This is a genomic window from Acidobacteriota bacterium (assembly GCA_016716435.1).
GTDB lineage: Bacteria > Acidobacteriota > Blastocatellia > Pyrinomonadales > Pyrinomonadaceae > OLB17.
On record JADJWI010000003.1, the window covers coordinates 745306 to 769308 of the forward strand.

The following is a 24003-nucleotide window of genomic DNA, read 5'->3' on the forward strand; positions in this document are numbered from 1 at the left end:
CAAAAGGGTATGACCACTGAAACTCAAGACATAATAGAGAGAGCGGAGATGCTGCCGATCGACATGAAACTCGAATTGGTAGATAGGCTCTTGGAGAGCATCTCTCCCTCACAAAAGGAGATCGACGAGCTTTGGAAGATCGAGATCGAGCGTCGCGTCGAAGAAGTACGCTCCGGCAGGGTAAAAACAATTCCGGGCGAACAGGTGTTCGCAGAAATTGAAGAACGATTCGGCAAATGAACTTCGAATTTCATCCCGAAGCTCGCCTGGAATTCATCGACGCCGTAGCGTTCTATGAGAAATCCAGCGAGGGCCTTGGGCTTCGCTTTTCAAGAGAGGTGTTTGCGACGATCAACCGGGTGACAGCCAGCCCAAATTCCTGGCCTTGCATTACGGATAACACGAGGCGTTGTCTGACGCACAGGTTTCCCTACAGTGTTGTGTATGAGATTCGTGAACAGGACGTGTTAGTTGTAGCGGTCGCACATTTCAGCCGCAAACCATTCTACTGGAGCGATAGAACCCAGTGACGGGTTCCGAACTCTGGCCGACCGCCGCCTGGGACATGCAAAAATTCTGGTACAACGTAACCAAAGCCGGCGAGGTCAAGTACGGTAACTTCGTGCAGATAGAAAGGACTGGATAGGGCGCGAAAGCGTGCGTTATAGATGCCATAGAAGGAGTAAGCGTGGACGCAGCAGGATAGTGAAAGATCGATGAACTAAAGGAGTTGAATACTATGTTGACATCTCCGAAGCAGTCCAGATGGACACTCTCGGGCATTCTTCTGGCTCTGGGATTGATTTCTAGTGCCTGGGCATGGTGGGTGATCGCGCCTGATGTGGCGATGTTCACGAGTACGGGCACTGAAAAGCACACGGGCCATTTTGGTTTGGTGTATTTCCATGTGGGGGGCGGAACGGTGATGTTGTTCCTCGGCCTGGCCAACCTGTACATCGGAACTTCAGGCAAACTCTTTCGATTTCACAAACTCGTTGGCCGAACGTATCTCATTGGCGGAGGCCTAGGCGCAATTTCCGCAATAGTCATTACCAGCAGCACCGCGCACAAGGACGTCGGCGGAAGCGTCTTTACTAATACAACCATCTCGCTGCTGACTCTTGCTATCGCTTGGCTGCTGGCCGCGGGAATGGCTTTCCGAGCGGTGAGAAACGGACGTTACGACTCGCACCGTGATTGGATGATCCGCAGCTATGTGCTGGTCTGGTCCTTTGTCTTCTGTCGACTCGTGACAAGAGTTCCCGGCGTTGAGGAAATAGGCGGTGGCAATGCGTCCATCTGGCTCTCGTGGGTCGCCCCTCTCATTATCTGTGAAATTGCTTTGCAGTGGAGCGCAGGGTCTAGCAATGAGCTCAAGCCAGAGACGCTCCAACGCCCGACTTGATTTAGGCAATTGATCCGTTTAACAAGAGACAGATGATACGCAGGATGGCGGCAACAGCGTATCCGAAATGACGAATCTTAGGAAATACAGATTTGAGTACGCTCTCGTGATCGGTGCGATGGTTGCCAGCGCCGGCGGCTTTTGGAATATCTTTTTCGGTCCCGAGGCAAAACCTAGTGCATACCACTACTTCCACGTCATCACGGTCTTTGTCTGGCTAATTTTACTGCTCCTTCAACTCAACCTCATCGGAAAAAAAGGCTTCCTGAGTCATAAGAGGATCGGGCTCTTGATCCTTTTCTTTGGGCCTTTGTTCGTCGCGACTACGGCGGTAATGACAATTCATTCCGCGAATAAGGGCGTGATCTCCGGTAAAGGCGACCCTTTGTTTGTGCAAAACGTGATGGGCACGTTTGAAGTGGCGATCCTGATCCTGCTTGCGTTTGTTTTTAGGAAAAGAAGGGCATTGCACGGAGCGTTTCTCTTGAGTACGGTGCTGGCATTCGTGGGGGTCGCTCTGTTTTTCACGCTTCTCGCCTTTGTACCGCAGTTCAAGATCGAGGGCCCGGAAACTTTTTACCGATTCGCTTATGCCGCGATAACCGGTCTCGTTATTCGTCTTATTATCGGGATACTCTTTTTCATTAAAGATCGAAGAAACAATTGGCCGTTGCTGGTGACCGGTATAATGCCGGCATCTAGTATCCTGGTCGGTGCAATTCTTGAGACATATAAGCTTATGAATCCATCAACCGCCTTCGTGGGCTCATTTAATGAACCTATCACCTTCGGCGCAAGCTTTGTGATCATGCTCGTTTTATTGCTATCGACCGGGCTTCTGAATAAGAAAGAAGTGGTTATTCCGGGTCAACGGTAAGGAAGAAGTCATTGACTTTAATGGGTGGCTGACGTAATTTACACGGCATACTTAGCAGACAGGGATGAGAAATCGAATCAAGCCGGTACATCGGATTGAGGAATTCGCCATGAAAGAATTGAATCTTAAGAATATCACGATGATGGCGCTGGTCGCGGGTCTGTTTGTCCAGGTTGGCGCCCAACTGTTTGCACTGTCGGTGGTTGCCAGTACAGTCTCGGCAGCCCCGCCGCGTTCGTTCGCAATTCTGCAGGGAGAGTACCGATACGACAGCAGCTCCTTTTGGAGCACCCTACCGATGATCACTTTCGCTCTGTTCATAACAGCCCTTGTTGCAAATTGGAAGACGCCGCGACGAATGCTTATTCTCGCAGCCTTGGCCTTATTCGTGGTGGGCGGCCTCGTGGCTGGTTTTTATCTGGAGCCGCTTTTCGAGGAGATTAAAGCGGTCGGCTTTCGAGACGAAGTCGACCCTGCGCTGCAATCCCGCGCCGCGACATGGTATGCGCTCGACTGGGCCGTTTGGTCGACCGGGGCTCTTGGCGGTGTGCCTCTACTTTTCGCGCTTATGCGCCCTGCTTCAAACAACAAATCGGACCTATAGCTGGGGATGAAATAGCGGATCGATTAAAGGAACGGCACGACCGAGACGGCGGCGAAGACCGGCAACCGTTCAAATAGTATTGCAGTGTGATGCCAAACGAGAGAATATTCGCGATGAGTTTTGCGGGGGTTTATCCGCATTATGTTGCGAAGGCGGAGAAGAAGGGGCGGACGCGGGACGAGGTGGATGAGTGTATTCGCTGGCTGACGGGGTACACGCAGAAGGGCCTTGAAAAGGTGATCGAAAAGAAGATCAGCTTTCGCGAGTTCTTTGAAAAGGCGCCGAAGCTCAATGCCAACGCCCCGCTGATCAAAGGTGTCGTCTGCGGCATCCGCGTCGAAGACATCGAAGACCCGCTGATGCAAAAGATCCGCTGGCTCGACAAACTCATCGACGAGCTCGCCAAGGGCAAGAAGATGGAGAAAATATTGCGGAAGGAGACGCCGATGCCATAATGGACGTAAACTTCAATGCAAACGTTTGTGATCTCGAGACTGAAGCTATTGCCGGGCTCTTGAGTGAGGTGTTTGCACTGATCGAGAAGGATGTCAGCAAGGAATACGGAGGTATGATGCAGCACCTCTGGATAGACTTTGAACTAAGCCAATTCGGAATAGATCGTCGTCCGCCGTTTCCTTTTCGATTTCAGAGAAAGGTCGGAGGCGGCGTCTCAAAACTTACCGGTTTGCGAACTCCGCTTTTCGAGAACGTCGGGCACTATAGCGTCAGACCAGATTTCGATCTGCTTTTGAACCTCCCACTACCTTCGGTAGCGGCATATGCCCTGAATCTCATTTATGCATCGACCTCGATTCTTATCGAGAAGAAAAAGCGGCTTGGCGGATTCAAAGCGGAATGCTTCCGTGCAAATTTGGCGGACTCGTGTGCGAGACACGGTTATGAAATCTTGAGGTGACCATAAAACCAGGCACAAAACGCATCATCCTTCGCATCGTACCCGTTATCTCTCGTATCAACGACGTCGCCAATGGTAAGAAGATGGAGCAGATACTGAGAAAGGCGGAGTAAGAAGCGTCAGAACCGGGAGTTGTAGCGACTGGGTTTTTCCAGGGCCGCAAGTGATATAATTCACTCGAGGTCAAAAATATGTCAACGATCGCAGATGTAGAAGAACTTGCACTTGGGTTGCCCGTATCAGAACGCGGAAAGCTCGCAAATAAACTGATAGCATCGTTGCCATCGCCGCTTGTTGATGACGACGAAAACTGGGTCGAGCAAGCGCTGCGCCGCGACCGCGAAATGGATGAAAACCCTGAAACGGTTATGACCGAGGAGCAATTCTTCACGTCGCTTAGAGAATACGTTCGCAAATGAGAGTTGTCCTTAGCTCTGCCGCTGAGCGGGACGTGAAGCGAGCACTCGACTTTTATCTGAACGAGGCAGGAGCCGAAGTTGCTGACGATCTTATCGACCAGATTCAGGCAAAGATCGAGCGCATGAAGTCGAATCCCGAGTCCTATCGCATTATCGCAAAAGGGCTTCGATGTGTAGATCTAGACCGATTTCCGTATCAGATCGTCTACAGGATCGTCAGCAAGACCCTCATCCGTGTGACCACGGTTCGGCATCACAAACAGCACCCCGACTTCGGTCTTCGGCGCTAAGTTTCTATGAAAATAAATGATTTCGTAGTGAGGTTTGCTAACGTTAACGGCACCGGGTCGGCGTCGGCTAATGCCTTGTTTACGAAGGCGGTGTTTCGGATGGGCGTGCCGGTTACGCCGAAGAACATTTTCCCTTCGAACATTCAGGGCCTGCCGACGTGGTATGAGGTGCGCGTTTCGGAAAAGGGCTATCTCGGCCGGCGTGAGGGCGTTGACCTGATGGTGGCGGTCAATCCGCAGTCGATGAAGAAGGACTACGCGGACGTTCTGCCCGGCGGTTATTTTGTTTACGACAACACGAAGCCGCTTTCGCCCGAATATGCCCGCGAGGACATAACGCATCTCGGCATACCGATGACGGCGCTCTGCAATGCCGAATATACCGATGCCCGCCAGCGGCAGCTATTCAAAAACATCGTATATGTCGGTGCTCTCGCAACGCTTTTTGATATCGATTTTTCCATGCTTGAGGGATTGATCGGCGAACAATTCAAGGGCAAGGAAAAGCTGATCGAGCCAAACATTCGGGCACTGAATCTCGGAGTGAATTACGTCAAGGAGAACTTCGAGTATCCCTTCTCGCTCCGCGTCGAAGGCCGCGATCTGCTCGGCGACAAGATCCTTTATAGCGGCAATTCGGCTTGTGCCATGGGCGCAGTCTATGCCGGGGCGACGATCGCCGCTTGGTACCCGATAACGCCTTCGACCTCGGTCGTCGATGCCTTTGCGAGTTATGCGGCGAAGTACCGCGTCGATGCCGAAACGGGCCGCAACAACTATGCGATCGTCCAGGCCGAGGATGAACTCGCCGCGATCGGCATGGTGATGGGCGCGATGTGGAACGGCGCCCGAGCCTTTACGGCTACAAGCGGCCCGGGCGTCTCGCTGATGAACGAATTCCTCGGGCTCGGCTATTTTGCCGAGGTGCCGACCGTGTTGATCGATGTGCAGCGAACCGGGCCTTCGACCGGAATGCCGACGCGGACGCAGCAGTCTGACATTCTGCTCGCCGCCTATGCCTCGCACGGCGATACAAAGCACCCGCTGCTCTTCCCGGCATCGCCAAAGGAATGCTTTGAAATGACCGCAGATGCCTTTGACCTGACCGAGCGGCTGCAAACGCCGGTGATCGTAATGACCGACCTCGACCTCGGGATGAACGACCACATCACCGAGCCGCTCGTCTGGGACGATTCGCGAGCATACGACCGGGGCAAGACCCTGACCGGCGAACAGCTTGATCAGATCGCTGCGGCATCGGCCTTGGGTTCGCGAGCTTCCAGCCTTGACGCCGCCTCGACCAACGGCGACGCGGGCGGCCACCACGCCGACCTGCCCGGCCACGACGGCAGCAACGAAACGGCCGGACAGCCGCTCGAACAGTTCAAAGGCAAATTCGGCCGCTATCTTGATATCGACGACGATGGCATTCCGTATCGGACGATCGCCGGCACCAATGCAACCCGCGGTGCGTTCGTCACCCGCGGCTCGTCCCGCGACGAATACGGCGTTTACACCGAGGACGGCGAAGCCTACAAACGCAACGTCGACCGGCTTGCCCGCAAGTGGGATACGGCGAAAGAACTCGTGCCGCAGCCGGTATTCTTCAGCCCGGGAATGAGACACGAATCGGAACCCGGAGCGGTCGTTACCGGACACCCCAATGGCGTCATTTTCTTCGGAACTTCGATCTACGCCGCCGAAGAGGCGATCGAAATGCTTGCCGCTGACGGAATTGCGCTTGATGCAATGCGTCCGCGTGCATTCCCGTTCGGCAGAGCGTTTCAAGGAATTCGTCGATGCTCACGAACGCATCTTCGTCATCGAACAAAACCGCGACGCTCAATTCCGCAGCCTGATGATGATCGAACTCGGCATCGATGCGTCGAAGCTCATCTCCGTCCTAAACTACGACGGCATGCCGATCACCGCGGATAATATCTACCGGCAGATAAAGGGGTCTAACTAAATGCTATCGATTCAGAAATCAGCTTTGTTGTTCAGTTTCCTTCTCTGGGTTTCGTTAGTCGGGTATGCCCAGCAGCCGAAACCAAGCCCGTCGCCTGATTCGGTGGGCTCGCAGCCAGCGATCAAATCCTTCCAAGTCAACAGCGATTTGATGGGGCGGCCGATCCCGTATAACGTTATTTTCCCGGCGAACTACGAGATCGACAAAGAAGCCCGCTTTCCAGTCATTTACATGATGCACGGACTCGGTGGTAGCCATAAGATAACTAAATTGACCTCTGCAAAGTACACTGACAAGCAGCGGGTAATAATGGTGTTTCTCGAGGGAGGAACCGGCTTTTACACGGATAGCGCGACCAAGCCCGCTGATAAGTGGGAATCGTACATCATTAAAGAGCTGATACCGGAAGTGGACAAGAATTTTCGAACTGTCGCCGAAAGACGCGGGCGGGCTGTCGCCGGATCATCGATGGGTGGATACGGAGCGTTGAAGTTTGGGATAAAATATCCTCAACTATTTTCTCTAGCGGTCTCATGGAGCGGTGCTGTTAATGTTACTGCGTTTCACGATACCACCGATCTGCCGTCAATTCCGTTCCTTAAACAAACGCTGACAACTGTATTTGGTGATGGTGAAGACCGGTCTACCGTTGACGCCAACGACCTCTTCAAGCTATTTTCCCAATACCCGACCGAAAAAATAAAGGATCTGCCATTCTTCTATCTTGATTGCGGCACCGAGGACGAGCTTGGATTGTTCAAGCCAAATCGGGATCTCGCCGGGTTGATGTTTGATCGGAAGATACCTCATGAATATCGCCAGTTTCCTGGTGGCCACGACGTTTTTCCGGCAAACACCTTTCCGGATCTTTATGACTTAAGTACGCGAATCTTCGCCAAACAAATGGCTGCTCAGGGCTCTAAATGACATATGACCTACGTAAGATCCACATTCCGACATCCGGCGTTGCCGAAGAACGACCTTGGGTACACGGTCGATTATTATGAGGGCTCGCTCTCGACGCTTTGTGCCGGCTGCGGGCATGATTCGATCAACGCGGCGATCGTCGAAGCGTGCTGGCAGATGAATATCGAGCCGCACAAGGTGGCGAAGCTTTCGGGCATCGGTTGTTCGTCGAAGTCGCCGGCGTATTTTTTGTCGAACTCGCACGGCTTCAACTCCGTCCATGGCCGGATGCCTTCGGTCGCGACCGGTGCCAATCTCGCCAACCGCGACCTGTTCTATTTCGGTGTTTCGGGCGATGGCGATACGGCCTCGATCGGGATGGGCCAGTTCGTCCACGTCGTCCGCCGCAACCTCAAGATGGTCTATCTTGTGATGAACAACGGCTGCTACGGCCTGACCAAGGGGCAGGACTCGGCGACCGCGGACGCCGGCTCGAAGAACAAGACGGGCCACGAGAACCTCTTTGCCGCCATCGACCTCGCGAGCCTGGCGATCGAGCTCGGGGCGACCTTCGTCGGGCAGAGCTTCTCCGGCGATAAGGAACAGCTCGTGCCGCTACTCAAGGCGGCGATGCGGCACAACGGCTTTGCGTTTCTTAACGTGATCAGCCCGTGCGTCACCTTTAACAACAACTCGGGCTCGACCAAGTCATACGACTACGTCCGCGAGCATATGGCCGCGACGGCGACTATGGACTTCATCCCGATGATGCATGAGATAAAGACCAGCTACGAATCGGGTTCGGTCAAGGACCTGACGATGCACGATGGCTCGGTCATTCACCTCAATAAACTCGCCAAGGATTGGGACCCGACCGACCGGCTCTCGGCGACGAACGCCGTCCGCGAGGCAAAGCGGCGGGACGAGATCCTGACCGGTTTGCTCTATATCAACGAGAATTCGACCGAGCTCCACGAACTGCTCGAGACCACCGAACAGCCGCTTAATTCGCTCGCGGAAGCGGACCTTTGCCCCGGCTCGGCCGCCCTCGAAAAACTCAACGCCGGCCTCCGATAGCCGCGGCCAAAATGCAGACCGATCGTACCGCCCTTCGTTAACGCGAAGGGCATTTTCAATTTTTGGCGAGTGGTTCGGGACTTATCACTACTTAAGCTCTAACTGGGTGTCGATGATTCGATCGAGCGGAGGTCATCGGCGGCTCCGTTTCGATCGTAACGACGATCAGGTCCGGGCGTGTGCTCGGCCGGGATTGGTCGCCCGCGAGGTTGATGGTGCGGTGCCGATGCCGTAGGCGACGGCCGTTGCGGCGAGGGCTTGGCGAAGGCGGGTGCGGGCCCGCGAGAGGCGGGACATAACGGTGCCGATCGGGATCTGAAGGATCTCGGCTACTTCTTTGTAGTCGAATTCGTGAACATCGGCGAGCAGGACGACCGAACGGTAATGTTCGGGAAGGGCGTTGAGAGCCTCGATAACCTCGCGGTCGGTCAACGTTTCCGGGACCGGCTCCGTTCCCGGCGAGAGCTCGAAAACCAGGTCGTCTGCCTCGGTGACGTATTTCGCCCGCGTTATCATTTTCCGGCGGTGATGATCGTACTTATTGAAGAGTATTTTGTAGAGCCAGGCACGGCAGTTCGTCCCGGGCTCGTACTGATCGAACGATTTCCACGCCTGCATGTAGGTCTCCTGCACGAGGTCGTCGGCATCGATCCGGTTGCGGGTCAGCCGCAGAGCGGTCCGGTAAAGGTCATTGATGTGCTGCATCGCTTCGGCTTCGAAGATCTCTGGTGTGTTCTCGCTCATTTTTTTCTCCGGGACGGCCTTGAAATCGGCGTCTTTAACCGTTAGTCGGAGAGCCGAGCGATTCCTTACAGATTTTTTTCGTGAGGGTTTGTCGTTCCGCTTTTATGCAGCCGGCTCGCTTAGGCGGCTGCTTTTAGGATCCGTTCCTCCTTGGCGTCTGAAGGCGACGAAACGGTCGGGGCCCGGAGCGTGAGGAACTGGACGGGATCCTTCTTGAAGACGAGGTCGAGCGTCCAATCCATTGCGACGCGAAGCTTTTTCTCGAAACGCGGAAGCTTCATCAGATAGATCGTCCGCCAGAGCCACCATGCAAAGAAGCCGGAGAAATTGAAGCCCATTATCTGGGCGACGCCGGTGCGGCGGCCGAGAGCGGCGAGCTGGCCGAGGGTTTCGAACCTGAACTGCTTTGGGGTGCCGCCGTTGATCGCGGCAATTATGTTGCGGGCGACGGCCTTACCCTGGCGCATCGCGTGCTGTGCGGTCGGCGGGTGAAACTTGCCATCTGCCTTGGGGATCGCGGCACAATCGCCTACGGCCCAGAGGCCTTCAAAGCCGGGGACGCCGAGGAATTCGTTGGTGCAGAGCCTGCCGCGGTCCTTCTCGCAGGGAAGGGGGCCGAGCATCGGGTTCGGCGCCGTTCCGGCCGTCCAAATAACCGAGTTGGAAATAATGGTTTCGCCGGTGCTCAGCGTCACCTCGTTGCCATCGACACCGGAAACGAGCGTGCCGAGCTTGATCTCGACTCCGCGGGCCATCAGCTTTTCCGCGGCGTATTCGCCGAGCTTCTGACTGAGTTCGGGGAGAATCACGTCGCCGCCATGGACGAGTACGACGCGGAGCATATCCTCGCGCAGGTTCGGGTAGAAACGGATGGCGGCCCGGAGGAAATCATTGATCCCTGCGATGGTCTCGACTCCTGCAAATCCGCCGCCCGCGACGACAAAATTGAGCAGGGGCTCGCGGACGTTCGGGCAGCACTCGAAATCTGCTTCCTCGAGATTCGAGATCAGATGATTGCGAAGGTAGATCGCGTCGCCGAGCGATTTCATCGTCAGTGCGTTCTCCTCAAGACCCTTGTTGCCGAAGAAGTTCGTGATCGAACCGAGCGAGAGGACGAGGTGATCGTATTTCAGGTCGTGAAAGTGCGGGTCCTTGCCATGCGAAACGGAAACCACTTTGTTCACGACATCGATCGACTCAACATCGCCGTTGAAGATGTTCACATGTTTCAGCAGCTTGCGGACCGGGCTGACGATATGCGTGATGTCGAGGTCGCTGGCTGCCACCTCATGGAGCATCGGCGTAAAGAGAAAGAAGTTTTCGCGGTTAACGAGCGTTACTTCTATATCTGCACTGCGTGCGATCGTCCGGTCAAATTCGAGTGCGGCGTACATCCCGCCGAAGCCGCTTCCAAGGATCACGATTCTTTTCTTGTTTGACATTCTAAAGCTCTCACGGCAGACCTCTGCCGGAACTATCACATCGCGTGCGGCAGCACCTTTATTCCATCAGCCGAGGCAAAAGAATTTGGAATATTTCGGCGGGCCCGCATGATTAAGTTCGGGTGAGGACGCGAGTCGAAACCATAAACACGGGGAAACAATGAGCAATAACAGCGAAATAGGCGGCAACGGAATAGACGGGGCGGGCTCTTACTTACGGGAGCGGGCGGCGATCTATCGGCTAGAGCCCGGCCACAGTTCGCGGCAGGTGTCGTTCGCCGAGTTCATGGAATACGACCGCGTTCGGTCCGCACTGAAGCGTGCAGTCGAAAGCAATGTTGCTCCCGAGTATTTGAAGGAAGAGATCCGGAGGAGTATAAAGAGGTAGAAAATGGTTCGGCAAGCCGCGATATTTGACGAGAGTGCGGGACCATCGGCAATGGAAGACAGGGCCGAAACAAGTACTGTCGCGTGGAATATCGATCCCGGAAAATGGGTCGATGACCACGGCGACTACCTTTTCCGTTACGCGTTCGTGCGGCTCCACGACGAATGCCGTGCCGAGGACGCGGTGCAGGAAACGCTGCTCGCCGCATTGAAAAATCTGAACACCTTTGGCGGTCGGGCATCTGAAAGGACGTGGCTGACGGGCATCTTGCGGAACAAGATCGTCGATATAATAAGGAAAAGCTGCCGGGAGGTAATGCTTGACCCGGCCGAGACGGACCTTTCGGACTTTGACCCGCTTTTCGAGCGGGATGACGAGTTCAAGGACCACTGGAGCGACACGCTAAGCCCGCGTATATGGAAGCGTTCGCCGGAGGATGCTGTGACCGAAAGCGAGTTTTTCGGCGTGCTTAACGACTGCGTGGCCAAGCTGCCGCAGAGGACAGCCGCTGCGTTCAGCCTTCGTGAAATGGACGAACTTGAGACCGGCGAGGTCTGCGATGTGCTCGGCATCTCGGAAAGCAACTTTTGGGTGATAATGCATCGTGCGAGAATGTCTTTGCGGCGATGCATCGAGCTTAACTGGTTCATGAGGCCGCAATAATGGAAATGACGACGAGACAAAAATTGCGGCGTGAATTTAACCGCTTTCTGCTTCGGCGGCTTCCGCCCTGCAAGGTGATCGCGATGCTGATCTCGCAGTCGCTCGACCGGCGGCTCGGGCTTCGCGAACGCATCATCCTAAGGCTTCATCTGGTCGCTTGCCGCCCGTGTGAACGCTACCTTGAGCAATCCGAGTTTCTTAGTTCGGCGATCGACCTAATGAACAGCGACGAAAAGGAAGCTTTGTTTGAGGGGACACTAAGTGAGCCGGCCCGCGAACGCATCAAGGCCGCACTACGCTCGGCCGCCCCGCTTGCCGCATTTACCTTCCTCTTCTTCGGCTGAGACCGCTCGCCCGGACAGCCGTCACTTGCCCGGTTCAATACTCCCGCGTCCCTTTGGAATTAAATCAGGCCATCACGTGATAATCCGTTGGAGGAGAAACGTGATGCGAGACGCAGCAGTAATTCACGGCCATAGGCACACAACGAACAGAGTTTCGACCATTCCGATACACGAAAAGCTGGGAGCGGACAAGGGCCTTACGGGCCGCGGTGTAAGGATCGCTTTTCTCGACTCGGGTTTCTATCCGCATCCGGACATCGCGGGCCGCATCGTTGAGTTTTTCGACGTAACCGGCGAGGAGCCGGAGCTTCGGCCGGAAAGGTCTGAGGGATATCAGTGGCACGGCACGCAAACGGCGGTCGTTTGTGCGGGAGACGGCAAGCTTTCGGAAGGTACCTACAGAGGCCTTGCTTTGGAGAGCGAACTGGTCCTGGTCAAGGTCTCACGAGCGGGAAGCATCAGCGATGCAGAGATCGAACGCGGGCTGGAGTGGATACTCGAGAATCACACGCGGCTCGGGATCAGAGTGCTGAACATATCGCTTGGCGGGGACTGCGACCTTGTCCTCAAGGAGAGCCGGGTGAACCAACTGGCCGAGCAGCTTGTACGGGCCGGAGTGGCCGTCGTGGTTGCGGCCGGAAATTCGAGCGAGCGGCGGTCGATCCCGCCGGCAAGTGCGCCTTCGGTCATAACTGTCGGCGGATATTCGGACGAGAATCAAAAAGATCGCGATCAATTCGGGTTATACCATTCGAGCTTCGGATCAACGGCGGATGGCCACATCAAGCCCGAGGTGATCGCACCGGCGATGTTCGTCGCCGCACCGATCCTGCCGCATACGGAGGAATATCGGGTGGCAGAGCGGCTAACTGAAATGCTGCCTCAGCCCGACTACGCTTTTCGCGAGAGCTTCATAAAGCATTGGGACGCGGCGGGGCTGCCCGAGTATCTGCTCTCGACCGATGTTGCGACCGCCCGGATCGCCGTTGAACGCGAGATGGAGAAGCGCAAGATCGTTTCGACGCATTACCAGCACGTTGACGGAACTTCATTCGCGGCACCGATAACAGCCTCGTTGATCGCGCAGATGCTTGAGGCAAACCCGAAGCTCGGGCCGGCCGTGATCAAAGACATTCTGGTTTCGACAGCAACGCGGCTCGGCGGACAGCCGGCGATAAGGCAGGGCTTTGGCATCATCAACGCAGCGGCGGCGGTGAGGCGGGCCCGCCGGGAGCAGCACGCCTTGCCGCACGGGACGCTCTGCCCGCCGCGGATCGCGGGCTCGCGGGTCGTTTTTGGTTTCCACGACGACCTTGCCCGCGAGGTCTCGCTCGCCGGCGATATGAACGGCTGGGACCGCGAGGCAACACGCTTTGACCGCACGAACAACGGGCTCTGGCAAGCCTCGATCCCGGTGCCGACCGCGGGGCGATACCGTTACAAGTTCCTTGTGGACGGTGTCCGCTGGGTAGAGGATTCGACGCACGGCCGAAAGGAAGACGATGGATTTGGCGGCTTTAACTCGATCCTCGAGATCGCCTGATCGCCGCACGAGATCAACAAAGCGAAACTGCAAGATCGCTCAAATAGGACGCCGGTTGTTTCAGCCTCAGCCGGCGTTCTTCATTTAAACGCAACTATGGAATAAAGCTGACGGCGCGGGTGATTTCGAGGTCGTGAGCAGAACGCTTTCCATCGCAAGGGAACATGTTCCGGAATACTTTATCGAGGCATGGTGCCTCGGGACATTTATGTTCTTGGCATGCACGTTTGGTGTGCTGCTCTTTCATCCGGCGTCGCCAGCGGCCGGGGTTTCAGGCACAGCACGCGGGGTTTTGATGGGCATTGCGATGGGGCTGACGGCGATCTTGATCATCACCTCACCTTGGGGAAAGCGTTCCGGGGCTCACTTCAATCCGGCGGTGACACTCGCGTTCTATCGGCTCGGCAAAATCAGCGGAACCGACGCCGCTTTTTACGTCGCGGCACATTTTGCCGGAGGCGTGATCGGCGTTTTTGCTGCTTGGTTGACCTTCGGGGATCTTCTTTCTGCATCAACGGTGAATTTTGTTGTGACGGTGCCGGGGATCTACGGCGGTTGGGCCGCGGCGGCGGGTGAGTTCCTGATCGCATTTACTCAAATGACGGTCATCCTTGTTATCTCAAATTCGATGAGATGGTCACGGCTGACGCCGTTCATCGCCGGGAACGCTGGTCGCTCTTTATATCGCGATCGAAGCACCGGTCTCGGGGATGAGTATGAATCCGGCACGGACGTTCGCATCGGCGGCTGTTGCGGGAAGCTGGGAAGGATGGTGGATCTATTTCACGGCACCGCCGGCAGCGATGCTTGCCGCGGCCGAGGTGTATGCGCGGAGTCGCGGGCTTCATAGGGTGCTCTGCGCAAAGCTCGACCACACGGGCCGTTCACTCTGCATTTTCAACTGCGGCTACCACGAGGCGGGGCCCGAAGCGATCGAAATTACGAAGGACAGGCGGTTTGCAAAGGCTGCGGCAGGGCTTTTCTGAGCCTTAAGAGAATTGTTATGACGAACGGACATTACGACTTGATCATCATCGGAACCGGAGCGGGCGGCGGGACGCTCGCGCGCAAGCTTGCGCCTTCCGGCAAGAAGATACTCATCCTCGAACGCGGCGATTACGTAAAGCGGGAGCCGGACAACTGGAACTCGCGGGCGGTCAACGTAGAGGGCAAGTACAACACAAAAGAGGTTTGGTACGACCGTAACGGCAAGGCGCTCCATCCGCACACCAACTACAACGTCGGCGGGAACACGAAGTTTTACGGAGCCGCTCTTTTCCGGATGCGCGAACGCGACTTCGGCGAGCTCAAACACTACGACGGCATCTCGCCGGCATGGCCGATCGCCTACGACGAACTCGAGCCATTTTATACCCAGGCCGAGCAGATGTACGACGTGCACGGAAACCGCGGCGAGGACCCGACCGAGCCATGGGCATCAGCCCCATACGCGGCACCGGCGGTTAGCCATGAGCCGCGGATCGCGGAGCTTGCGGAAGACTTTGCGGCCGCGGGCGTTCGGCCCTTTCACGTGCCGCTTGGTATCCGCATAAAAGAGAATGACCGGAAGAGTACCTGCGTCCGGTGCGCGACCTGCGACGGTTTTCCTTGTCTTTTGAATGCGAAATCCGATTCGCAGGTTTGCGGTGTTGACCATGCGACCGAGCGGCCGAACGTGACGCTGCTCACGAACGCCAAAGTGACTCGGCTCGAGACGGACGCGGCCGGAAGAAGCGTTACCGCGGTCGTGGTCGAACGCGAAGGCCAGATCGAGTCGTATTCAGCGAACATCGTCGTGCTTTCTGCCGGTGCGATAAATTCGGCTGCGTTGCTGCTTCGCTCGGCGAACGACAGGCACCCGAACGGGCTGGCGAACAGCTCCGACCAGGTCGGGCGAAACTATATGGGACACGTTAATTCGGTCCTGCTCGCAGTCTCAAAATGCCCGAACCCGACGGTCTTTCAAAAGACACTCGGCGTCAATGATTTCTATTTCGGTACGCCGGAGTTTCCCTATCCGATGGGCCATATCTCGTTCGTCGGCAAGCTCGATGGCGTTACGCTTTCGGCCGGTGCGCCGAAGATCACGCCCGGCTTCACACTCGATATGATGGCCCGCCATTCGCTCGACTTTTGGCTGACGACCGAGGACCTGCCGCGGCCGGAGAATCGCGTAACGCTGAACCGGCAGGGCGACATCGTTCTCGCCTACACACCAAACAATGTAGAGCCGCACAAACGGCTGCAGGCAAAGCTGAAGGAACTTATGAAAAGCCAGCGGGCCTGCAAGATGCACGGCCACGAGTGCCATCAGGGGCTTTTTTCGCGAAATCTTTACCTTGGGCAGCAGATACCGCTCGAAGGTGTTGCCCACCAGAACGGTACGGTGAGGTTTGGCGATGACCCGGCGACATCCGTGCTCGACCGCAACTGCAAGGCACATGATCTGGATAATCTCTACGTTGTCGACGGCGGATTCTTTCCATCGAGCTCGGCCGTTAACCCGGCTCTTACGATAATGGCGAATGCCCTTCGTGTGGGCCGCCATATTCTTGAAAGGATCGGGTAATGCAACACAGGATCCACAACGATATGAAGCGAATTCGATGGTCCTTCGGCGCTTTGACCGTGCTGATCGCCCTAATCGCTTCGGCCGAGGCGATGCCGGTCAGAAAGATCGAGTCGGTCGGCTTTACGGTCTCAGATATGGACAAAGCAATAGATTTCTATCGCGGTGTCCTGACGTTCGAAGTAGAAAGCGATACGGAGATCCATGGACGCGAGTACGAACTGCTGACGGGTGTTTTTGGGGCGAGGTCACGCATCGTCCGGCTCAGGCTCGGCGACGAGGTAATAGAACTGACCGAGTTCCTGACGCCCCGCGGAAGGCCGATCCCGCAGGGCTCGCGAAGCAACGACCTTTGGTTCCAGCATGTCGCGATCATCGTTTCCGACATGGACAAAGCGTATTCACTTCTGCGTGCGAAAAAGGTGGAGCATGCCTCGACCGGGCCGCAGACACTGCCCGTTTACATCAAGCCGGCGGCCGGAATTCGGGCTTTCTATTTCAAGGACCCGGACGGCCACGTCCTTGAGGTGCTCGGGTTTCCGCCGGACAAGGGAAAAGAGAAATGGCACCGGCTGGCAAAAAGCGGCCGGCTTTTCCTCGGCATAGACCACACGGCGATCGCAGTGAGCGATACGGACCGGAGCCTTGGCTTTTACGGCGATAAGCTCGGGCTCCGCGTTGCGGGCGAGAGTATGAATTATGGCCCGGAGCAGGAACGGCTCAATAACGTCTTCGGGGCAAGGCTTCGGATCACGGGACTAGCAACGCCTGAGGAAGGGATCGCGGTCGAATTTCTCGAGTACCTTGCACCGCGAACGGGCAGACCGTATCCGCAAGGCCTCCGCTGCGAATGACCTCTGGCACTGGCAGACGAGCTTCGCTGCGGACAGTACTTCCTTCGTCGAGATGCTGAAAGCGGAATATGTTTCGAGTGGAACGGTATCTATACCAAACGGTCCGCTGGGCTTTAGCCGTGCGGCGACGGTGCGTGACCCGGATGGGCACGCCGTCAGAATCATTGAAGTTGGAGAAAAGATAAAATAATGATCGTTACGGGAAAGAGAATATTGATCCTTACGGCGGCGATCGCGGCTGCAGCAATTATCGGAGCATGCTCCAAGCAAAACACGCAACTCGGATTCAATGCATCCGCGGACGGCCTGGCGCTTGAAGGCTACGACGCGGTCGCTTACTTTGTGGTTGGTTCGGCCGCCAAGGGTGATCCGAGGTTCAAGCACGTTTGGAATGGAGTTACCTGGTATTTTTCATCCGAAGAAAATATGAAAACCTTTCAGGCCGAACCTGAACGCTATGCCCCGCAATATGGCGGCTATTGTTCGTATGCGGTATCGGAAGGTTACACCGCCGATGGCGACCCGGAAGCATGGAAGATCGTAGATGGTAAGCTGTATCTGAACTACAACATGGACGTAAAGGCGACCTGGGAAAAGAAGCAGAGCGAACGCATCGAGAACGCGAACAAGAACTGGGAGGCCTTTAAAACAAAGCCGCCGGTGAAAAAGGGCTGATCCGCAAGAAACAGTGGAGCAAATTGGGGGCGGCTATGTCGCTCCCTTTTTATTTTCGGTCTCAGCCTGCCGAAAGGAATAAAGCGGTAATGAGCAGGAATTGGTGACGTGATGAAAGCAGAAGCGAAACGCCTTAAGGAGGCCGACGAAAGAAAGAAGGACTGGCGTGGTTGGGGGCCATATCTGAGCGAGCGGTCGTGGGGAACGGTTCGCGAGGACTACAGCGCCGACGGCTCCGCCTGGGACTATTTTCCGCACGATCATTCGCGTTCGCGAGCCTACCGTTGGAACGAGGACGGCATCGCCGGTATCTCAGACCGCAATCAGGAGCTTTGTTTCTCGCTGGCGGTGTGGAACGGCCGCGACCCGATCCTCAAGGAGCGGTTCTTTGGCCTGACGGGAAGCGAGGGCAACCACGGCGAGGACGTAAAGGAACTCTACTATTACCTCGATTCGACCCCGACGCACTCCTATATGAAGATGCTCTATAAGTATCCGCAGGGAGAATTTCCCTACGAGCAGCTTCTGGCAGAGAACAAGAAACGCGGCCGCGGCGAGATGGAATTCGAGCTGTTGGACACGGGTATCTTCGACGAAGACCGATACTTCGACATCTTCGTCGAATACGCAAAGGCAGGCGTTGACGACATCCTGATCCGAATAGCTGCCGCGAACCGCGGCCCTGAGGATGCGAAGCTGACGCTGCTCCCGACGCTTTGGCTTCGCAATACGTGGTCGTGGAACGGTATCGATGAAGGAAAGAGCTTGGAGCTTACAGCGCCCGGGAAGATGCTGTCGCGGTCGCCTTTGCTCGGCGATTGGGAACTACATTTCGAGGCGGACGACGCCGAGCCGATCTTTACCGAAAACGAAACGAACACCGAAAGGCTCTACGGCTCGCCCAACCGCACGCCCTATGTGAAGGATGCTTTTCACCGATATGTTGTCAACGGCGAAGCCGATGCGGTAAACCCGCAGCAGCGCGGGACGAAAGCGGCGGTCAGCTTCCGACAGACCGTTCCTGCCGGCGGCGAGGTCTCGATCCGGCTTCGGCTGTCGAAACAGCGACGCGGCGCTACAGATCCGTTCAAGGATTTCGAAAGCGTATTCGATAAGCGAGAGGCCGAGGCCAATGAGTTTTATCACGGGTTAAGTCCGGCAGGACTTTCCGCCGATGCTGCGAATGTTCAGCGGCAGGCATTTGCCGGGATGCTCTGGTCGAAGCAGTTCTATCATTACGTGGTTCGCGAATGGCTCGCGGGCGACCCGGCGATGCCCGCTCCGCCGGAGTCGCGAAAGAGCGGCCGCAATAGCGACTGGGGACATCTCTTTAACGCGGACGTCATCTCGATGCCGGATAAATGGGAGTATCCGTGGTATGCGGACTGGGACCTGGCATTTCACTGCATTCCGCTGGCGTTGGTCGATGCCGGCTTTGCAAAACGGCAGCTCATCCTGATGCTCCGTGAATGGTATATGCACCCGAATGGGCAGATACCGGCCTACGAGTGGGCGTTCGGTGATGTGAATCCTCCGGTGCATGCCTGGGCCGCGATGCGCGTTTACCAGATCGACAAGAAACGCACCGGCAAAGGCGACCGCAAGTTTCTCGCTCGTGTGTTTCAGAAACTCCTGCTCAACTTCACGTGGTGGGTCAACCGGAAGGACGCCGAGGGCAATAACGTCTTCGAAGGCGGATTTCTGGGCCTCGACAATATCGGTGTTTTCGACCGCTCAAGGCCGCTGCCGACCGGTGGCAAGCTTGCCCAATCGGACGGCACAAGCTGGATGGCGATGTACTGCCTGAATATGCTCGCGATCGCTCTGGAGCTTGCGGCCGAGGATGACACCTATGAAGACCTGGCCAGCAAGTTCTGGGAGCATTTCCTTTTCATTGCGAACGCGATGAACCGGCTTGGCGACGAAGGCATATCGCTTTGGGACGAGGAGGACGGTTTTTATTACGACGTTCTGCATTTTCACGGCGACGGCAATACGCCGCTCAAAGTAAGGTCGATGGTCGGGCTGATACCGCTCTTCGCGGTCGGTACGATCGAGCCGGAAGTGCTCGATCGGCTCCCCGATTTCAAACGGCGGCTCTATTGGTTCATCGAGAACCGGCCCGACCTGATCGGCAACGTCTCATGTATGAAGACGCCGGGCGAGGGCGAGCGTCGCCTGCTGGCGGTCGCATACCGCGAACGGCTCGAACGTGTGCTCAAGGTCCTGCTCGATGAGAATGAGTTCCTCTCACCGCACGGCGTTAGGGCGCTCTCGCGTTTCCACCTCGACCGGCCGTTTGAGATGCGGGTCAAAGGCGAAGTGCATCGGGTGGATTACGAACCGGGCGAATCGACCAGCGGGCTCTTTGGCGGCAACTCGAATTGGCGAGGGCCGATCTGGTTTCCGGTGAACTACCTGTTGATCGAATCTCTTCAACGATTTCACCACTACTACGGCGACGGCCTGCGGGTTGAGTGCCCGACGGGCTCGGGGCGGATGATGAACCTCTGGGAAGTCTCGCAGGAACTCTCGCGGCGGCTTTCACATATCTTCTTGAAGGATGCCACGGGCAAGCGGCCGGTTTTCGGCAACGACCGGAAGATGCAGGAGGACCCGAACTTCCGCGACCACGTGCTGTTCTATGAGTACTTTCACGGCGACAATGGCCGCGGCGTTGGGGCAAGCCACCAGACGGGGTGGACGGGACTGGTAGCAAAGCTCTTACAGCAAAGCGGCGAATGAGCGATAGACCGAAATCGAAATAAGGACAAAACGAACATGAAAGCAATAGCAGTTAAACCGGGCGTTCCGGATTCAGTTCATTTGGTAGAAATGCCAAAGCCATCGGTCGAAGACGTGCCGAATGGGCGAGGAGTTTTGGTGAAGGTGCTCCGCGTTGGGGTTGACGGTACGGACAAAGAGATCAACAACGCCGAGTATGGTGCGGCACCCGAAGGCGAAGACTTTCTCGTCATCGGACATGAAGGCTTTGGTGTGGTCGAGGCGGTCGGGCCGGCGGTCAGCGAACTCAAGCCCGGCGACTATGTCGTCGCGACGGTAAGACGGCCGGGCGGCAGCATCTATGACCTGATCGGCACGAACGACATGACGACCGACGATCAGTACTTTGAACGCGGCATCAATCTGCGGCACGGGTTTCTTTCGGAATACTACGTAGAAGATGCCGAGTTTGTGGTGAAGATCCCGCGGGGTTTGAAGAACGTCGGCGTTCTGCTCGAACCGATGACCGTAGTGCAGAAGGGCATCACACAGGCCTATGAGATACAGCGGCGGCTTCGCGTTTGGCGGCCGCGGCGTGCAGCCGTGCTCGGAGCGGGGACCATCGGGCTGCTGGCAACGCTCGTGCTCCGGCTGAAAGGGATCGAAGTGGTCACGTTCGGACACTCGCCCCGGCCGTATCTGAACTCGGACCTCATCGAGGAACTTGGAGCTCGGTACGTTTCGACCGAGGACATCGCTGTTCAGGACTTCGCGGCTAAAAACGGTGCGTTTGACATCATCTTTGAAGCGACAGGGTTTTCGCCGATCGTCTTTGACGCGATGCAGGCGCTCGAAAAGAACGGCGTCCTGGTCCTTTCGAGTGTGACCGGCGGCGACCGAAAGGTTGAGGTGCCGGCGGACAAGATCAATCTCGACTTCGTTCTCGGCAACCGGGTGATGGTCGGGACGGTCAATGCGAACCGGGAATATTTTGAGAGCGGCGCGAAAAACATGGCCGCCGCCGTGCTCGAATACGGCGACTGGCTCGAACGCCTGCTAACACATCCGGTCGATGGACTAGAAAATTACAATCAGCTTTTCGACGCGCTCACCAACGGCAAGGGCGTAATAAAAGCCTACTGTGAGGTAGCAGCAGGATGATCGCGGGCATGCACGCGAAATAATGGAGCCACCCATCGGACTTGAACCGATGACCTTTCGATTACGAATCGAATGCTCTACCAACTGAGCTAGGGTGGCTTGATTGGGCGAGCGGGCTCGGGGTTGCCGTGGAGGCGAAGCGAGGCCGCTCGGGCGACATAAAAAGAGCAGATCGGGTGGTTAGCGCCGAACTTCCAAATATACTTTCGGCGGCGGCGGAGTGTCAAGGGTGAGTGGTGAGTGGTGAGTGGCGAGAGATGAAGACAACGTTCGGAAGTTGAGAAATCGGGGCAGGGAGACACGGGTACCCGGAGATCGACTTTTTAGAATTAGAAAAGGAGGTGAGGAGAGAAGGGAGGGAGAAAGGAAGAGAGGAGGAGAGGAGGAGAAGGTAAGAATTGCAAGTGAGAATTGGAAGTGGGGAGGGTGTGGGGACGCGGGGGAGGGAGAGAAGGGGAGACGAGTTGGCGGGGTGGTTGATTTGAGGGGCGGGTGGGTTTAATATTTGGAGCAAAGGGGTAAACGTACGTTTCACAAAAGATGAATACGGAATTTGTAGAGCGGCTTCGCAAGCTTTTTGGGCATGCATCGATGGCGGAAATCGCGAGAAGAATTGACGTTCCGCACGCAACCATCCGCAATTATTTTCAGGGCCGGCTGCCGGCTCCGGAGGTGCTGATCAAGCTTGCTCGTGAAACGGGCGTTTCGCTTAATTGGCTGCTGACGGGTGAGGGCAAGATGTTTGCCGAGGGCGAGCGGCCGCTTGAGCTCGGGGCGTTGATGGAGGAACGCATCACGCAGATCGTCGATGAGCGGCTTTCGCAGCGAATGGCTCCGGAGGTTCAGCAGCTCGGCGAGATCGACCTAAAGCCCGATTTTGATGTGATCGCCGCCGTCCGCCAGACGGGCGAGCCGCAGGCTGTGATGCGTGCCTGGTATGAGCACGAGGGCCGCGAGTATCCGGAGGATTTCGGCGTCGTCTTTTTCCAGGGTTGGGAAAGTTTTACGCCCGAGGAAAGGGTCGATGCGGTTCGCGATGCCAAAAAGGTGCTTGACCGAGCGCTCCGCGCACAAGGCGACAAGAGCGATTAACTCTTGACCTGGTTTGCGAGGATGAGATATAGTTGCATCTGCAAAACACGGACCCGAACTCTCACACCTCATGCGCTTCTTCCGCGAAAAGATCGAATCTCTAGTCAGAGGCTGGAACCGGCGGCCGCTGACCGAGGCCGATTTTCATCGGCTCTGCCGCCGCCATCGGATCACGGTCGATGAGATGCCGCTTCGCGTCAGCGGCTTCTATTATTGTGTGATGGGCCGACATTTTATCGCGATCGACAGCAAACTCCCGCCGTCGCGAAAGCTTTTCGTGATGTTCCACGAATTTGCCCACTACCTGATGCACGCGCCAAACACCAACGAGACGGCCAGCTATCACGGAGTCGGCAAACCCACCCGCAAGGAAGAAGAGGCGGACCTCTTTGCGCTCGTAGCCATTTTGCCGCTTGCCGTGCTGCGGCGGAGTTCGGCGGCGAGCCTGGTAGAGGACGGCTTTGAACGCGATATGGTCGAAAAGCGTTTCGCGATATTTGAGAAGCACGGGATCTAGGTATATAGTCTCGACCAACGAACTCACGGGCAGGAATCCATCTCGAATATATATAAGGAGATAATGTCAGATGGCGATCAATGAAGCCGTTGGACTCCCGTTCTCTGCCGCACAGAAGAAACGCAATTTCGAAAGAAAGGCCGTCCTGCTTGTGCTCGGGCTTTTGGTGCTGGCTACGCTTGCGGGTTTCGGCCCGACCTACTACTTCAAATTGCAGACTGCCCTCTCCGAATATCGCTTGATCACAAGCATTCACGCCGCTCTGATGGTCGCGTGGATCGCCGTCTTTGCACTGCAGATCTATCTTGTTCGCCGCAAATTGGTCGCTGTTCACATGAAGCTCGGGATGGCCGCGATCGCTCTCGCGGTGTTGCTTGTCGTTGTCGGGTATCTTACGGCGGTCTCGGCGGCGAAGTTTGGTACGGCTGCGGCTCCGGCAGAGATATCGCCGCTCTCTTTTTTGATCGTTCCGTTTGGCGATATCGTTTTGTTTGCGATCTTCTTCGCGGCAGCGGTCTATTACCGGAAGCAGCCAACAATCCACAAGCGGATGATGCTGCTTACGGCGTTTAACTTTATGCCGGCAGCCGTTGCCCGCGTGCCGATCGCATCACTTCAATCTCTTGGGCCGGTTTGGTTTTTCGGCTTCCCGGACCTGATGCTCATCATCCTTCTTGTCTTTGACACATGGCGAAACCGCAGGCTCGAACCGGCTTTTGCACTCGGGGCTTTGCTGCTAATAGCGTCGCATCCGATCCGATTGGCGATGATGGAAAGCGAGACGTGGCTGGCCGCCGCTCGCTGGATGACCGGCGGATAGCTTG

At 56.3% G+C, this 24003-nt stretch carries 24 protein-coding genes, 1 tRNA gene and 3 pseudogenes; 25 read left to right on the plus strand and 3 right to left on the minus strand.

Annotated elements, in window-relative coordinates:
• Nucleotides 1–9: 9 nt before the first annotated feature.
• The 12 genes from IPM21_06825 (at nucleotide 10) to IPM21_06880 (ending at nucleotide 8463) form a co-directional block, all read left to right on the plus strand.
• Nucleotides 10–240, plus strand: coding sequence for an addiction module protein (locus IPM21_06825; protein MBK9163621.1), 231 nt, complete (start codon nucleotides 10–12; stop codon nucleotides 238–240).
• Nucleotides 237–530: a type II toxin-antitoxin system RelE/ParE family toxin gene (locus IPM21_06830; GenBank protein ID MBK9163622.1), complete on the plus strand. Its 294-nt coding sequence runs from the start codon at nucleotides 237–239 to the stop codon at nucleotides 528–530. Before IPM21_06825 ends, IPM21_06830 begins: the two co-directional genes overlap by 4 nt.
• 209 nt (nucleotides 531–739) lie before the next feature.
• The gene (locus IPM21_06835; GenBank protein ID MBK9163623.1) at nucleotides 740–1405 is read left to right on the plus strand and encodes a DUF2306 domain-containing protein; all 666 of its coding nucleotides are present in this window, start codon (nucleotides 740–742) and stop codon (nucleotides 1403–1405) included.
• Nucleotides 1406–1511: 106 nt separating this feature from the next.
• Entirely contained in the window at nucleotides 1512–2282 is a 771-nt protein-coding gene (locus IPM21_06840) for a hypothetical protein (protein ID MBK9163624.1), read from the plus strand.
• Between the two features lie 64 nt (nucleotides 2283–2346).
• Entirely contained in the window at nucleotides 2347–2886 is a 540-nt protein-coding gene (locus IPM21_06845; protein ID MBK9163625.1) for a hypothetical protein, read from the plus strand.
• Between the two features lie 89 nt (nucleotides 2887–2975).
• A complete protein-coding gene (locus tag IPM21_06850; protein ID MBK9163626.1) occupies nucleotides 2976–3341 on the plus strand; it encodes a DUF2200 domain-containing protein in 366 nt (121 codons plus the stop codon).
• Nucleotides 3341–3802 (plus strand): hypothetical protein, encoded by a 462-nt coding sequence (locus IPM21_06855; GenBank protein ID MBK9163627.1) that lies wholly within the window; start codon nucleotides 3341–3343, stop codon nucleotides 3800–3802. The genes IPM21_06850 and IPM21_06855 overlap by 1 nt, the downstream gene beginning before the upstream one ends.
• A 191-nt stretch (nucleotides 3803–3993) precedes the next feature.
• Nucleotides 3994–4221, plus strand: coding sequence for an addiction module protein (locus IPM21_06860; GenBank protein ID MBK9163628.1), 228 nt, complete (start codon nucleotides 3994–3996; stop codon nucleotides 4219–4221).
• A complete protein-coding gene (locus tag IPM21_06865) occupies nucleotides 4218–4511 on the plus strand; it encodes a type II toxin-antitoxin system RelE/ParE family toxin (protein ID MBK9163629.1) in 294 nt (97 codons plus the stop codon). Before IPM21_06860 ends, IPM21_06865 begins: the two co-directional genes overlap by 4 nt.
• Nucleotides 4512–4517: 6 nt before the next feature.
• Nucleotides 4518–6449, plus strand: a complete 1932-nt coding sequence (locus IPM21_06870; protein MBK9163630.1) for a 2-oxoacid:acceptor oxidoreductase subunit alpha — start codon at nucleotides 4518–4520, stop codon at nucleotides 6447–6449.
• Between the two features lie 181 nt (nucleotides 6450–6630).
• Nucleotides 6631–7407, plus strand: coding sequence for a hypothetical protein (locus tag IPM21_06875; GenBank protein ID MBK9163631.1), 777 nt, complete (start codon nucleotides 6631–6633; stop codon nucleotides 7405–7407).
• Nucleotides 7408–7410: 3 nt separating this feature from the next.
• A complete protein-coding gene (locus tag IPM21_06880) occupies nucleotides 7411–8463 on the plus strand; it encodes a 2-oxoacid:ferredoxin oxidoreductase subunit beta (protein ID MBK9163632.1) in 1053 nt (350 codons plus the stop codon).
• 165 nt (nucleotides 8464–8628) lie between these two features.
• On the opposite strand, the gene IPM21_06885 is transcribed toward IPM21_06880, so the two are convergent.
• Nucleotides 8629–9207 (minus strand): sigma-70 family RNA polymerase sigma factor, encoded by a 579-nt coding sequence (locus IPM21_06885; protein ID MBK9163633.1) that lies wholly within the window; start codon nucleotides 9205–9207, stop codon nucleotides 8629–8631.
• Nucleotides 9208–9326: 119 nt separating this feature from the next.
• Entirely contained in the window at nucleotides 9327–10649 is a 1323-nt protein-coding gene (locus tag IPM21_06890) for an NAD(P)/FAD-dependent oxidoreductase (GenBank protein MBK9163634.1), read from the minus strand.
• Between the two features lie 160 nt (nucleotides 10650–10809).
• On the opposite strand from IPM21_06890, the gene IPM21_06895 reads away from it, so the two are divergent.
• The 10 genes and pseudogenes from IPM21_06895 to IPM21_06940 all read left to right on the plus strand — a co-directional run bounded on the left by IPM21_06895 (nucleotide 10810) and on the right by IPM21_06940 (nucleotide 21570).
• Nucleotides 10810–11037: a hypothetical protein gene (locus IPM21_06895; GenBank protein ID MBK9163635.1), complete on the plus strand. Its 228-nt coding sequence runs from the start codon at nucleotides 10810–10812 to the stop codon at nucleotides 11035–11037.
• Between the two features lie 51 nt (nucleotides 11038–11088).
• Nucleotides 11089–11700, plus strand: a complete 612-nt coding sequence (locus IPM21_06900; protein MBK9163636.1) for a sigma-70 family RNA polymerase sigma factor — start codon at nucleotides 11089–11091, stop codon at nucleotides 11698–11700.
• An 83-nt stretch (nucleotides 11701–11783) separates the two neighbouring features.
• Nucleotides 11784–11903, plus strand: a pseudogene (locus IPM21_06905) (zf-HC2 domain-containing protein).
• A gap of 244 nt (nucleotides 11904–12147) precedes the next feature.
• Nucleotides 12148–13587, plus strand: a complete 1440-nt coding sequence (locus tag IPM21_06910; protein ID MBK9163637.1) for a S8 family serine peptidase — start codon at nucleotides 12148–12150, stop codon at nucleotides 13585–13587.
• A 208-nt stretch (nucleotides 13588–13795) separates the two neighbouring features.
• Nucleotides 13796–14573: pseudogene (locus IPM21_06915) on the plus strand (aquaporin).
• Between the two features lie 17 nt (nucleotides 14574–14590).
• Nucleotides 14591–16156, plus strand: a complete 1566-nt coding sequence (locus tag IPM21_06920; GenBank protein ID MBK9163638.1) for a GMC family oxidoreductase — start codon at nucleotides 14591–14593, stop codon at nucleotides 16154–16156.
• 23 nt (nucleotides 16157–16179) lie between these two features.
• Nucleotides 16180–17200 (plus strand): annotated as a pseudogene (locus IPM21_06925) (VOC family protein).
• Nucleotides 17200–17685 (plus strand): YHS domain-containing protein, encoded by a 486-nt coding sequence (locus IPM21_06930; protein ID MBK9163639.1) that lies wholly within the window; start codon nucleotides 17200–17202, stop codon nucleotides 17683–17685. The pseudogene IPM21_06925 and the gene IPM21_06930 overlap by 1 nt, the downstream one beginning before the upstream one ends.
• A 111-nt stretch (nucleotides 17686–17796) precedes the next feature.
• Entirely contained in the window at nucleotides 17797–20430 is a 2634-nt protein-coding gene (locus tag IPM21_06935) for a glucosidase (GenBank protein ID MBK9163640.1), read from the plus strand.
• Nucleotides 20431–20466: 36 nt separating this feature from the next.
• On the plus strand, nucleotides 20467–21570 hold the full coding sequence (locus IPM21_06940; GenBank protein MBK9163641.1) for a glucose 1-dehydrogenase: 1104 nt from the start codon (nucleotides 20467–20469) through the stop codon (nucleotides 21568–21570).
• Nucleotides 21571–21593: 23 nt separating this feature from the next.
• Here IPM21_06940 and IPM21_06945 read toward each other — a convergent pair.
• Nucleotides 21594–21669: transfer RNA gene (locus tag IPM21_06945), tRNA-Thr, on the minus strand.
• A 441-nt stretch (nucleotides 21670–22110) separates the two neighbouring features.
• Here IPM21_06945 and IPM21_06950 point away from each other — a divergent pair.
• From IPM21_06950 to IPM21_06960, 3 genes are all read left to right on the plus strand, one after another.
• Nucleotides 22111–22662 (plus strand): helix-turn-helix domain-containing protein, encoded by a 552-nt coding sequence (locus IPM21_06950; protein MBK9163642.1) that lies wholly within the window; start codon nucleotides 22111–22113, stop codon nucleotides 22660–22662.
• 70 nt (nucleotides 22663–22732) lie between these two features.
• Nucleotides 22733–23179 (plus strand): ImmA/IrrE family metallo-endopeptidase, encoded by a 447-nt coding sequence (locus IPM21_06955; protein MBK9163643.1) that lies wholly within the window; start codon nucleotides 22733–22735, stop codon nucleotides 23177–23179.
• A 70-nt stretch (nucleotides 23180–23249) separates the two neighbouring features.
• The gene (locus IPM21_06960; protein ID MBK9163644.1) at nucleotides 23250–23999 is read left to right on the plus strand and encodes a hypothetical protein; all 750 of its coding nucleotides are present in this window, start codon (nucleotides 23250–23252) and stop codon (nucleotides 23997–23999) included.
• The last annotated feature ends 4 nt before the right edge of the window (nucleotides 24000–24003 follow it).